This window comes from Mesorhizobium sp. M0293 (genome assembly GCF_040321735.1).
Classification (GTDB): domain Bacteria; phylum Pseudomonadota; class Alphaproteobacteria; order Rhizobiales; family Rhizobiaceae; genus Mesorhizobium.
In genome coordinates this window covers 1-11,312 of record NZ_JAMYSA010000156.1, presented here as the reverse complement: position 1 = coordinate 11,312, position 11,312 = coordinate 1, and the positions used below count along the sequence as shown (strand labels likewise).

10 protein-coding genes and 1 pseudogene are annotated in these 11,312 nt (G+C 61.9%); 9 read left to right on the top strand and 2 right to left on the bottom strand.

What is annotated here, in order from left to right; genetic code table 11:
• Positions 1–168: 168 nt before the first annotated feature.
• Both NKJ06_RS32015 and ftsH read left to right on the top strand, forming a co-directional pair.
• The gene (locus NKJ06_RS32015; protein ID WP_352811995.1) at positions 169–489 is read left to right on the top strand and encodes a hypothetical protein; all 321 of its coding nucleotides are present in this window, start codon (positions 169–171) and stop codon (positions 487–489) included.
• A gap of 125 nt (positions 490–614) precedes the next feature.
• On the top strand, positions 615–2,540 hold the full coding sequence (gene ftsH / locus NKJ06_RS32010) for an ATP-dependent zinc metalloprotease FtsH (RefSeq protein WP_352632061.1): 1,926 nt from the start codon (positions 615–617) through the stop codon (positions 2,538–2,540).
• A 276-nt stretch (positions 2,541–2,816) separates the two neighbouring features.
• Here ftsH and NKJ06_RS32005 read toward each other — a convergent pair whose 3' ends face one another.
• The gene (locus NKJ06_RS32005; RefSeq protein ID WP_352636222.1) at positions 2,817–3,668 is read right to left on the bottom strand and encodes a hypothetical protein; all 852 of its coding nucleotides are present in this window, start codon (positions 3,666–3,668) and stop codon (positions 2,817–2,819) included.
• 368 nt (positions 3,669–4,036) lie between these two features.
• On the opposite strand from NKJ06_RS32005, the gene glmM reads away from it, so the two are divergent.
• The 7 genes from glmM to NKJ06_RS31970 all read left to right on the top strand — a co-directional run bounded on the left by glmM (position 4,037) and on the right by NKJ06_RS31970 (position 11,116).
• Positions 4,037–5,389 carry a phosphoglucosamine mutase gene (glmM, locus tag NKJ06_RS32000; RefSeq protein WP_352636223.1) on the top strand — a complete coding sequence of 451 codons (1,353 nt, stop codon included), beginning with the start codon at positions 4,037–4,039 and terminating at the stop codon, positions 5,387–5,389.
• A gap of 278 nt (positions 5,390–5,667) precedes the next feature.
• Positions 5,668–6,504: an outer membrane protein gene (locus NKJ06_RS31995; RefSeq protein WP_352636224.1), complete on the top strand. Its 837-nt coding sequence runs from the start codon at positions 5,668–5,670 to the stop codon at positions 6,502–6,504.
• Positions 6,505–6,712: 208 nt separating this feature from the next.
• Positions 6,713–7,486 carry an outer membrane protein gene (locus NKJ06_RS31990; protein WP_352636226.1) on the top strand — a complete coding sequence of 258 codons (774 nt, stop codon included), beginning with the start codon at positions 6,713–6,715 and terminating at the stop codon, positions 7,484–7,486.
• Positions 7,487–7,686: 200 nt separating this feature from the next.
• Complete coding sequence (locus NKJ06_RS31985; protein ID WP_352636228.1) at positions 7,687–8,862, top strand: phosphoserine transaminase; 1,176 nt, start codon at positions 7,687–7,689, stop codon at positions 8,860–8,862.
• A gap of 61 nt (positions 8,863–8,923) precedes the next feature.
• On the top strand, positions 8,924–10,525 hold the full coding sequence (gene serA, locus NKJ06_RS31980) for a phosphoglycerate dehydrogenase (RefSeq protein ID WP_352636230.1): 1,602 nt from the start codon (positions 8,924–8,926) through the stop codon (positions 10,523–10,525).
• Positions 10,526–10,620: 95 nt separating this feature from the next.
• Complete coding sequence (locus NKJ06_RS31975; protein WP_352636232.1) at positions 10,621–10,848, top strand: DUF1902 domain-containing protein; 228 nt, start codon at positions 10,621–10,623, stop codon at positions 10,846–10,848.
• Positions 10,849–10,921: 73 nt separating this feature from the next.
• Positions 10,922–11,116: a type II toxin-antitoxin system HicA family toxin gene (locus tag NKJ06_RS31970; protein ID WP_224700558.1), complete on the top strand. Its 195-nt coding sequence runs from the start codon at positions 10,922–10,924 to the stop codon at positions 11,114–11,116.
• Here the strand turns inward: NKJ06_RS31970 and NKJ06_RS31965 are convergent.
• Positions 11,117–11,227 (bottom strand): annotated as a pseudogene (locus NKJ06_RS31965) (EamA family transporter); the annotation flags it as partial.
• Between the last annotated feature and the right edge of the window lie 85 nt (positions 11,228–11,312).

Below are 11,312 nucleotides of genomic sequence, written 5' to 3'. Positions count from 1 at the left end.
GGGGGGGTGGCGCGGGGGTGTCCGCGGTGTGTCCGGCGCCCAGTGGGGGGGCGTCGTGGGGGCGGGCCCGGGCCGCCGTCTTGGGCGCCCCCGGGCGCGCCCCGCGGCCTGCCCGCCGCCGCTGCCGCCACCGACAGCACCCTCTGGGACGGCCGCCGGCACATCACATTGAACGACAGCAGCGGAGCATTGTTGATTGCCCCGTTCGGCACGGCAGCGGCGAAGCGGCTGGCGATGGGCGAAGGAAAAGCCCCGCCGAGCCTGATGCGCGCCGCGCTCGCCGCCGAGCCGGCGTTGTGGCAGGCCGGTGAATGCCTTGGTTTGCCTGGACATGGACGGGTGTCCGCGATGGTTGACGTGCGGCCGGTCGTTGCGCCCTTTGCCCGCTTCCTGCCGTCCTTCGATCTGGCACCGGCGCGGGCCGTCGCCGGGCTGATTGGTGCGGCCCCGGTCCCGCCCTTGCCTTTCAGCGGCCACAGTGCCGGTTGATGATAGGGCGAAAGCTTAACCCAGACATGCTGTTATGCTTGGCAAGGGGAGGCGCCCTCCCTATGTTAGGCCCAAGTTTCCTCTCATGACGTGTGTCCGCCCCGCGGACGCCAACGGGACAATTGATGAATCCGAACTATCGCAACCTCGCGCTCTGGGCGATCATAGCGGTCCTGCTTATCGCCCTGTTCAATCTGTTCCAGACGCCGCAGACGCGAGGGGCTTCCAGCGATGTGCCTTATTCGCAGTTCCTGCAGGACGTCGCGGCGGGCCGGGTCAAGACGGTGACCATTGCGGGCGCCCGGATCACCGGCACCTACACCGACAATGCCAGCGGCTTCCAGACCTATTCGCCAGGCGATCCGTCGCTGGTTACGCGGCTGCAAGACAAGAACGTCACCATCAACGCGCGGCCTGAGACCGACGGCTCCAATTCGCTGTTCGGCTATCTGATCTCATGGCTGCCGATGATCCTTATCCTCGGCGTCTGGATATTCTTCATGCGCCAGATGCAGTCCGGATCTGGGCGCGCCATGGGCTTCGGCAAGTCGAAGGCCAAGCTGCTTACCGAGGCGCATGGCCGGGTTACCTTCCAGGATGTCGCCGGCGTCGACGAAGCCAAGGAAGATCTGGAAGAGATCGTCGAGTTCCTGCGCGATCCGCAGAAGTTTCAGCGGCTCGGCGGCAAGATTCCGCGTGGCGTGCTGCTCGTCGGTCCTCCGGGAACCGGCAAGACGTTGCTCGCCCGTTCTGTCGCCGGCGAAGCCAATGTGCCGTTCTTCACCATTTCCGGTTCGGACTTCGTCGAGATGTTCGTCGGCGTCGGCGCCAGCCGCGTCCGCGACATGTTCGACCAGGCCAAGAAGAATGCGCCCTGCATCATCTTCATCGACGAAATCGACGCCGTCGGCCGCCATCGCGGCGCCGGTCTCGGTGGCGGCAATGACGAACGCGAGCAGACGCTGAACCAGCTACTGGTCGAGATGGATGGTTTTGAATCCAACGAAAGCATCATCCTGATCGCCGCCACCAACCGGCCCGACGTGCTCGATCCGGCGCTGCTCAGGCCGGGCCGTTTCGACCGCCAGGTGGTGGTGCCGAACCCCGACATCGTCGGCCGCGAGAAGATCCTCAAGGTGCATGTGCGCAACGTGCCGCTGGCGCCCAATGTCGACCTCAAGGTCGTCGCTCGCGGCACGCCGGGCTTCTCCGGCGCGGATCTGATGAACCTGGTCAACGAGTCTGCGCTGATGGCGGCGCGGCGCAACAAGCGTCTCGTCACCATGGCTGAGTTCGAGGACGCCAAGGACAAGATCATGATGGGCGCCGAGCGCCGCTCGTCGGCCATGACTCAGGCCGAGAAGGAGCTGACCGCCTATCACGAGGCCGGCCACGCCATCCTGGCGCTCAACGTGCCGTCGGCCGACCCGCTGCACAAGGCCACCATCATCCCGCGTGGCCGGGCGCTCGGCATGGTCATGCAGTTGCCGGAGGGCGACCGCTATTCGATGAGTTACAAATACATGATCTCGCGCCTTGCGATCATGATGGGTGGCCGTGTCGCCGAGGAGTTCAAGTTCGGTAAGGAAAACATCACCTCGGGCGCCTCCTCCGACATCGAGCAGGCGACCAAGCTGGCGCGCGCCATGGTCACGCGCTGGGGCTTTTCCGACAAGCTCGGCCATGTCGCCTATGGCGACAACCAGGAGGAAGTATTCCTCGGCCATTCAGTGGCTCGCACACAGAACGTCTCGGAAGAAACCGCGCAGATCATCGACGCCGAAGTGCGCCGCCTGATCGACGAGGCCTATTCGACGGCGAAGTCCATCCTGACCAAGAAGAAGAAGGAATGGATCGCGCTGGCGCAAGGGCTGCTCGAGTATGAGACGCTGTCCGGCGAGGAGATCAAGCAATTGATCGCTGGGCAGAAGCCTTCACGGGACCTCGGCGACGACACGCCGCCAAGCCGTGGCTCGGCCGTGCCGAAGTCCGGCCGTCGCAAGAAAGGCCCCGAGCCCGAAGGCGGCATGGAACCGCAGCCATCAAGCTAGGCTCGGCCAGAGACTGATTTTTCGAAACGCCGCGGCAATTGTTCCGCGGCGTTTTTCGTTCGGGCGCTCGAGAGGAGCTGTCCGCGACCTTGCATCCTCGACGTTGACGATTGGCGAAGCCGGCGTGCCGGCCAATCGCCCCCCACGAGGGGGGATTGGCAGCTTTGCCGACGGCGCTTGCCTGCAAACAGCCTGTCCCGAGCGGCGCCCCGCAAAAAAACGGCCCGCGAACCTGGCGGTGCGCGGGCCTGTCCTTCTTTTAGATGTCGTTGTCGCTCAGCTCTTCAGCTTGGTGTTGCACAAGCTATAGAAGCCGCCGCCCTTCTGGATCCACTTGAGGCCACCAAGCGCGTTGGCGTCCTTAAGGGCATAGTACTGGTCGAGGCAGGTATGCATGCGGCCCTTGCCGGGGGTCTCGCTGGAATATTTCGGCGAGATCGCAGACGGGAACGTGACGCCCTTGGGCGCAACCGTCGTCGGCTTTGCAGGCTCCTTGGTGTAGCTCGCCTCATCGGCGGCCGGCACGGTGTCGTCATCCGACGCGCCGGCACCGCATTCGGTCTTGCGGAAGTCGTTCCACTTCATGCCTTTCAGCGTGTTGGCCGTCTTGGCGGCTTGGTACTTGGTGCTGCATTCGGCCATGCTCAGACCTTTGCCGCCACTGTCGGCGGGAGCCGCGGCAGCCTTGGTGGTTGCCGGCTTGGCGGCGGCAGCGGCGGATGCACCGGCGGCGCATTCGGACTTGCGGAAGTCGTTCCACTTCATGCCGTTCAGCGTGCCGGCAGCCTTCGCCGCCTGGTACTTGGTGCTGCATTCCTTCGCCGTCAGGCCCTTGGCCGTGCTGTCGTCGGCCGCAGCGGCTGCCTTGGCCGGCTTCGTATCGGTAGCCTTCTTGGTGTCGGCTGCTTTCTTGGTGTCGGCTGGCTTGGCGTCGGTCGTCGCCGCTGCGTCGGTGCCGCACTGGGCCTTGCGGAACTGGTTCCAGGTCGCCCCGGCGAGTGTCCCCGCATCCTTGGCGGCGTTGTACTTCGTGCTGCACTCGGCCATCGTCAGCGCGTTGGCTGGCGCAGCCAGGAACAAGGTCGCGACGGCGAGGCCGGTCAAAGTGGCAAGTCGGTGGATGAGCATAGCGTTTCTCCGTTGCAGCAGCCCATGATACGTCCCTGCGAATCATTAACGCTCAACGGTCGGTTGCGCCAGATGCTAAGTGGCGTATATATCGCCGAAAGCCGGCTTCTCCCGATAAGGTGATGAAATCGTTGCCCGTTGCCGGCTTCAGAGCAAGATTTTCCAGGTGCATCTGCGCTGAAAGGCTCGCATGACTGGTATATTGCAGCATCGCAGTCTCAGCCTGTTGGGTTGCAGTCATGTTGTGTGCAGTGCACAACAATGATTTTCTAAGGATTGGTAACATATAATCACACAATGTGATCATAGCGCCCTGGCCAATTGTGGCATGACGTGCCGGGGAAGAAACGTTGAGGAAACGGGCTAGCATGGCAGGCAATTATTTCGGCACGGATGGCATTCGCGGGCGCGCCAACAAGTTTCCGATGACCGCGGAAATCGCGATGCGGGTCGGCATGGCCGCCGGCCTCTCCTTCCAGCGCGGCAGTCACCGTCATCGTGTCGTGCTCGGCAAGGACACCAGGCTTTCCGGCTATATGATCGAGAATGCCATGGTCGCCGGTCTTTGTGCCGCGGGCATGGACGTATTCCTGCTCGGCCCGATCCCAACTCCGGCGGTCGCCATGCTGGTGCGTTCGCTACGCGCCGATATCGGCGTCATGATCTCGGCCTCGCACAATCCCTACTACGACAACGGCATCAAGCTGTTCGGACCCGACGGCTACAAGCTCTCCGACGAGATCGAGGAGCGCATCGAGAGCATGCTAGACAAGGATATCGAACTGGCGCTCGCCGATTCCGACGGGCTTGGCCGCGCCAAGCGCGTTGACGGCGTGCATGACCGCTACATCGAATTCGCCAAGCGCACCTTGCCGCGCTCGATGTCGCTCTCCGGCTTGAGGATCGTCGTCGATTGCGCCAATGGAGCGGCCTACAAGGTGGCGCCCGAAGCGCTGTGGGAACTGGGCGCCGAAGTCGTCGCCATCAATGTCGAGCCCAACGGCTTCAACATCAACAAGGAATGCGGCTCGACCCATCCCGCCGGTCTGCAGAAGAAGGTGCACGAAGTGCGCGCCGACATCGGCATCGCGCTCGACGGCGATGCCGACCGCGTCGTCATTGTCGATGAAAACGGGGCGATCGTCGATGGCGACCAGATCATGGCGCTGATCGCCGAATCCTGGCACCAGAGCGGGCGGCTTGCCGGCGGCGGCGTCGTTTCGACGGTCATGTCCAATCTCGGCCTCGAGCGCTTCCTCGGCGACATGAAGCTGCAATTGCATCGCACCAAGGTCGGCGACCGGTATGTCGTCGAGCATATGCGCGCACATGGGCTGAATGTCGGCGGCGAACAATCCGGCCATATCGTGCTGTCTGACTTTTCGACCACCGGCGATGGCCTCGTTTCGGCGCTGCAGGTGCTGGCCTGCATCAAGCGGCAGGGGCGGCCGGTCAGCGAACTGTCGAAGAAGTTCGAACCCGTGCCGCAACTCCTGAAGAACGTCCATATTTCCGGCGGCAAGCCGCTCGAGGAAGCACCCGTCAAGGCAGCCATCGAGGATGCCCGTAACCGCCTCGGCAAGGCCGGCCGGCTGGTTATCCGACCGTCCGGCACGGAGCCGCTGATCCGCGTCATGGCCGAGGGCGACGATCCGCAACTGGTCGAGTCCGTCGTCAATGGTATTGTTGAAGTCATCTCGGAAACGCGCAGCGCCGCCTAATCCCAGCGCGCCCGCAAGGGCGTCGCCTAGCGCCCGCAAGGGCGTTGCGCCGCAGCACTCCACCAGCTCAAAGCCCGCCCTTCCGGCGGGCTTTTTCGTTGGCCCGGAGGTCGCTTCGGGGTCTCCCGAAAACCGAGCCCCGATTCCTCGAAGTTTCGAGATTCGTGGTTAAGCAACAGGGTTAAACGCCTTTTAACCTTTGCAATTCATTATCCACGACTGAAAGCCAATTGCATTCGGACACGATGGCCGTTCCGAACTTCTCAGGGGTGACAAGCATGTTCAATACAGCAAGAAAGGTCCTGCTCGCCTTACTGTTCGCAGGCCTGGCAGGACCGCTGTTCGCAGCCGACCTGGCGGAACCGGTGGTCGAAGAGGCTCCGCCTCCGGCCGTCTACGAGCAGCCGGTCGAAGTCGGCGGCTGGTATATCCGCGGCGACATCGACTATCACAAGTCGACTGTGCGCGGCATCGACTATATGACCTACACCGTCGATCCCTGTAATTGTACGGTCACGCCCGGCACCAGAAGTTTCGATTTCGGCAAGCTCAAAGGCGGCTTCTCGCTCGGTGCCGGCGTCGGCTACAAGGTTAACGATTACTTCCGTACCGATCTGACCGCCGACTACTGGTTCAAGTCGAACTTCAACGGCGGCACCTCGGATATCAACGGAACATCGACCGAAGTGTCGAAGATGAGCGCCCTGCTGCTGCTTGCCAATGCCTATGCCGATCTCGGCACCTATCATGGCATCACGCCTTATGTCGGCGCCGGCATCGGCGGTGCGCGCGTCAAGTGGGATACTGTCTACGACCCGAACACCACCGAGACCAACCCGGGAGCGTCCAACTGGCGCTTCGCCTATGCTCTGATGGCCGGCGCGTCCTACTGCCTGACCGACAAGATCATCCTCGATGCCGGTTACCGCTTCAGCCATATCCAGGGCGGCCGCATGTTCGAATGGGATGTGAGCAGCGCCGGTCCCGGCTTCGACCGCGGCATCAACACACACGAGGTGCGCGGTGGCTTGCGTTACCAGTTCGGCGGCAACAACGGTTGCGCCGCGCCGGTCGTGGCCTACCAGCCCGAACCCGAGCCGATCTACACCAAGTAACACCAGCATTACCTGAAATTCTCGCGAACCGCCCGGCATCAGCCGGGCGGTTTTCGTTTGGACCCCATGTAATGAAAGCTCCTCGGAAATGAATTCGCTAACCCTCTGTTAGCCTTAACCGGCACTTAACCACTATGGTTAACAATGCTCCCTGAAACGATGGCTGCCGTTGCTATGCTGGCGGCGCCAAATTCGGGAGTCGGGGACCATGAAAATCATTTCGCGTGTGGCGCTGGCGCTTGGCGCCTTAGCCCTCTTGCCGCTGACGCCGGTGCACGCCGCCGACTACGATCCGCCGATCTATGTCGACCAGGCGCCCGACTATGTGCCGGTCGAGGTCGGTTCCGGCTGGTACCTGCGCGGCGATGTCTCGTACCTGGCGCAGAAGAGCTTCAAGAACGACAATTTCGCCTTTACGCCGGCAAGCTTCAGCGACAAGGAAGACCCCATCTTTGCCAGCGTCGGCTTCGGCTACCATTTCAACGATTATCTGCGCGCCGACCTCAATCTGGGCTATCTGCCAGGCAACAAGATCGGCGTCGGCTATGACGATTCGGCGATCGTGATAGCGCCGGACACGGCGACCGTGGCATCATCGTCCCTGAAGAACTACGCCTTCTCGGGCATGCTCAATGGCTATGTCGACCTTGGCACCTATGTCGGGATCACGCCTTATCTCGGCGCCGGTATCGGTGTCGTCCGCAGCAAGCGCAGCCTCTCAGCGAGCTACTTCACCGACAACAGCGATCCCAGCGATGATTTCGTACTGAATGACAGCAAGACCCAGTACTCCCTAGCCTATACGCTGAATGCGGGCCTTGCCTATCAGGTGTCGAAGAATGTCTCAGTCGATCTGGGCTATCAGTATTTCTCCGCGCCCGACGCCGAATACGTGACGGCCGAAAGCCTGACCTCCTTTCCTGTCCACAAGGGGATCAGCAACCATCAGGTCAAGCTCGGGCTGCGCTACGATCTCTGGTAGGCGCCGCGAGCACAAGGATCAGGACGGCGGATCTTCGGGTCCGCCGTTTGCGTTTGAAGTCACGACATCCTGATCACAGATTGCCGGTATCCTGACCGCGACAAAAACTTTCCTCTTGACGCCCGAAGTCTGAACGCATATCGCCGTCCGTGGGCCACCCCTCCCCAACGAGGGGCCACTATCTGGAAGGATAGACCACGATGACGACGCATACGAAGCCCGGACTCCGTCCGGCAAATCCCAATTTTTCCTCAGGTCCCTGTGCAAAACGCCCCGGCTGGTCGGTCGAGGCGCTGACAAATGCTGCGCTCGGCCGTTCCCACCGCGCCAAGATCGGCAAGGCCAAGCTCGAACAGGCGATCGCGCTGACGCGGGAAATTCTCCAGGTCCCTGCCGACTACCGCATCGGCATCGTGCCGGCGTCGGACACCGGCGCGGTCGAGATGGCACTTTGGTCGCTTCTCGGCGAGCGCGGCGTCGACATGGTCGCCTGGGAGAGCTTTGGCTCCGGCTGGGTCACCGACGTGGTCAAGCAATTGAAGCTCGCCGACGTGCGCAAGATCGAAGCCGGCTACGGCGAACTGCCGGACCTCACCAAGATCGACTTCGACCGCGATGTGGTCTTCACCTGGAATGGCACCACATCCGGCGTGCGCGTGCCGGACGGCGATTTCATTCCTGCTGATCGCAAGGGCCTGACCATCTGCGATGCGACTTCGGCCGCCTTCGCGCAGAGGCTCGATTTCGAAAAACTCGATGTCGTCACCTTCTCCTGGCAGAAGGTGCTGGGCGGCGAGGGCGCGCACGGCATGCTCATCCTGTCGCCCCGCGCCGTCGAGCGGCTGGAGACCTACAAGCCTTCATGGCCGCTGCCGAAAATCTTTCGACTGACCTCCGGCGGCAAGCTGATCGAAGGCATCTTCAAAGGCGAGACCATCAACACGCCCTCGATGCTGTGCGTGGAGGACTATCTCGATGCGCTCAACTGGGCGAAGTCGATCGGCGGCCTCGATGCGCTGATCGCCAGGGCGGATGCCAATGCGGCCGTCCTCGATCGCTTTGTCGCCAAGTCCTCATGGCTCGGTCATCTCGCCGTCGAGCCGGCGACGCGGTCGAACACGTCCGTGTGTCTTTCCTTCACCGATCCGGATGTGTCCGCGCTCGATGCCGATGGGCAAGCGGCTTTCGCCAAGGGACTGGTGTCGGTGCTCGATAAGGAAGGTGTCGCCTATGACATCGGCGCCTATCGCGACGCACCGCCCGGCCTGCGCATCTGGTGCGGCGCGACGGTCGAGACGTCGGATCTGGAAGCGTTGCTGCCCTGGCTCGACTGGGCCTTCGCCGCGCAGAAGGCGTCGCTGAAAGCGGCGGCCTGAGATTTTCCGTGGCGGCCTTCGGGCCACCCATCTCCCAACAATCCATTTCAAGGAGGCCGCCATGGCGCCCCGCGTTCTCGTCTCGGATAAACTTTCCATCACCGCCGTGCAGATCTTCAGGGATCGCGGCATCGAGGTCGACTATCTGCCCGATCTCGGCAAGGACAAGGAAAAGCTGCTCGAAGTGATCGGCCAGTATGATGGCCTCGCCATCCGCTCGGCGACCAAGGTCACGGAAAAGCTGATCAACGCCGCCACAAAACTCAAAGTCGTCGGCCGCGCCGGCATCGGCGTTGACAATGTCGACATCCCGGCGGCGAGCCGCAAGGGCATCATCGTGATGAACACGCCATTCGGCAATTCGATCACGACGGCCGAACATGCGGTGGCGATGATCTTCGCGCTTGCCCGCCAGATCCCGGAAGCCAACGCTTCTACCCATGCCGGCAAATGGGAAAAGAACCGCTTCATGGGCGTCGAGATCACCGGCAAGACGCTGGGCGTCATCGGCTGCGGCAACATCGGCTCGATCGTCGCCACGCGCGGCGTCGGGCTGAAGATGCATGTCATCGCCTTCGACCCGTTCCTGTCGGACAGCCGTGCCGAGGAGCTCGGTGTCGAGAAGGTCGAGCTTGACGAGCTTTTCGCGCGCGCCGATTTCATCACGCTGCACACGCCGCTGACCGACAAGACGCGCAACATCATCGACGCGGCCGCGATCGCCAAGATGAAGACCGGCGTGCGCATCATCAACTGCGCGCGGGGCGGGCTGATCGTCGAGGCTGACCTCATCGCGGCGCTGAAGAGCGGCAAGGTGGCGGGCGCTGGCATTGACGTGTTCGAGGTCGAACCGGCCGAGAACAATGAGCTGTTCGGCATGGAGAATGTCGTAGCGACGCCGCATCTCGGCGCCTCGACGGCGGAAGCGCAAGAGAATGTCGCGCTGCATGTGGCCGAGCAAATGGCGGACTACCTGATCAAGGGCGCCGTTTCCAATGCCATCAACATGCCGTCGATCACCGCCGAGGAAGCACCGCGGCTGAAGCCCTTCGTCAAGCTCGCCGAAGTGCTCGGCGCCTTTGTCGGCCAGGTCACCGAAGATCCGATCAAGGAGGTCGAGATCCTGTTCGACGGCTCGACCGCGTCGATGAACACACGCGCGCTGATCAGTGCCACCCTTGCCGGGCTGATTCGGCCGCAGGTCTCCGACGTCAACATGGTGTCGGCGCCGATCATGGTGAAAGAACGCGGCATCATCGTTGCCGAGGTCAAGCGCGACAAGTCGGGCGTGTTCGATGGCTACATCAAGCTGACGGTGAAGACCGAGCATATGACGCGCTCAATCGCCGGCACCTGCTTCTCGGATGGCAAACCGCGCTTCATCCAGATCAAGGGCATCAATCTCGATGCAGAGGTCGGCCAGCACATGCTCTACACGACCAATGCCGACGCGCCGGGCATCATCGGCCTGCTCGGCACCGTCTGCGGCGAGAACGGCGTCAACATCGCCAACTTCCAGCTTGGCCGCAACCGGCCGGGCGGCGATGCGATCGCGCTGCTCTATCTCGACGCGCCGTTCCCGGAGGCCGTGCTGGAAAAGATCAAAGCGCACAAGTCGATCGATTCGGCCAAGCGGCTGCAGTTCGACGTCAACGCGATGTAACCCAGGACTTGCTGTGAAGGATCGAAAGGCGCGGTCCAGTCCGCGCCTTTCGTTTTTGATGCCTTGATGTATTATCTGGCTGCGGAGACACGAAGATGAAACTGGTTGTTGATGTCCGTTGGGACAACGAGGCGTCGGTCTGGTACGCGATTTCGCGAGGCAAGACCGGACTGGCGACCGAAAGCGAATCTCTCGACGATTTGCGTCAGCGGATATTGGCGGTACTACCGGATTTGCTCGACTTAGAGGATGCCGTGGAACTCGACGTTGAACTTGTGGTTCACGACATTTCAACCGCGTCAAACCCACTCGCAGCGGAATAATCTCCGCAATAAGTCTACACCTCTGAAATCCGCTTAGAATGCGCTCAAGATTTTTTGAGGTCAGTGGGCGAGAATGCAGAATTTTGCCAAGCCACTAAAGAAATTGCTCACAGAGGCGGGTTGGAGATTGTTGCGGCAAGGCAAGGGCGACCATGAGGTTTGGTACAATCCTGAGACCCAACAACGCGTGACATTGGTTACGTTTTTGAAGTCCCGACATCTCGCCAACGACATTTTGAAGGATGCTGGCCTGCCAAAAGCCTTTTGATTATTTTGCTGCCTTGCGCCCGCTGTATTCGGCAAGTCCGATGCCGCCCAGCACCAGGACCAGCGCCATTGCCTGGTAGAGTTGGAACGTCTCGCCGACGATCAGCACCGATGACCTGCCACTGAACTGTCATCCAGCTGCGATTAGAGCCTCGACCGTTTTTGTTACGCCTTGTGGCGCGGGTTGAGCAACCGGC

What these genes read in the sequence shown, in the direction of transcription:
- NKJ06_RS31985 (WP_352636228.1), top strand. Translation starts at nt 7,687, where the DNA reads ATGACGACGCATACGAAGCCCGGACTCCGTCCGGCAAATCCCAATTTT.
- ftsH (WP_352632061.1), top strand. Translation starts at nt 615, where the DNA reads ATGAATCCGAACTATCGCAACCTCGCGCTCTGGGCGATCATAGCGGTC.
- glmM (WP_352636223.1), top strand. Translation starts at nt 4,037, where the DNA reads ATGGCAGGCAATTATTTCGGCACGGATGGCATTCGCGGGCGCGCCAAC.
- NKJ06_RS31990 (WP_352636226.1), top strand. Translation starts at nt 6,713, where the DNA reads ATGAAAATCATTTCGCGTGTGGCGCTGGCGCTTGGCGCCTTAGCCCTC.
- NKJ06_RS32005 (WP_352636222.1), bottom strand. Translation starts at nt 3,668, where the DNA reads ATGCTCATCCACCGACTTGCCACTTTGACCGGCCTCGCCGTCGCGACC.
- serA (WP_352636230.1), top strand. Translation starts at nt 8,924, where the DNA reads ATGGCGCCCCGCGTTCTCGTCTCGGATAAACTTTCCATCACCGCCGTG.
- NKJ06_RS31995 (WP_352636224.1), top strand. Translation starts at nt 5,668, where the DNA reads ATGTTCAATACAGCAAGAAAGGTCCTGCTCGCCTTACTGTTCGCAGGC.
- NKJ06_RS31975 (WP_352636232.1), top strand. Translation starts at nt 10,621, where the DNA reads ATGAAACTGGTTGTTGATGTCCGTTGGGACAACGAGGCGTCGGTCTGG.
- NKJ06_RS31970 (WP_224700558.1), top strand. Translation starts at nt 10,922, where the DNA reads ATGCAGAATTTTGCCAAGCCACTAAAGAAATTGCTCACAGAGGCGGGT.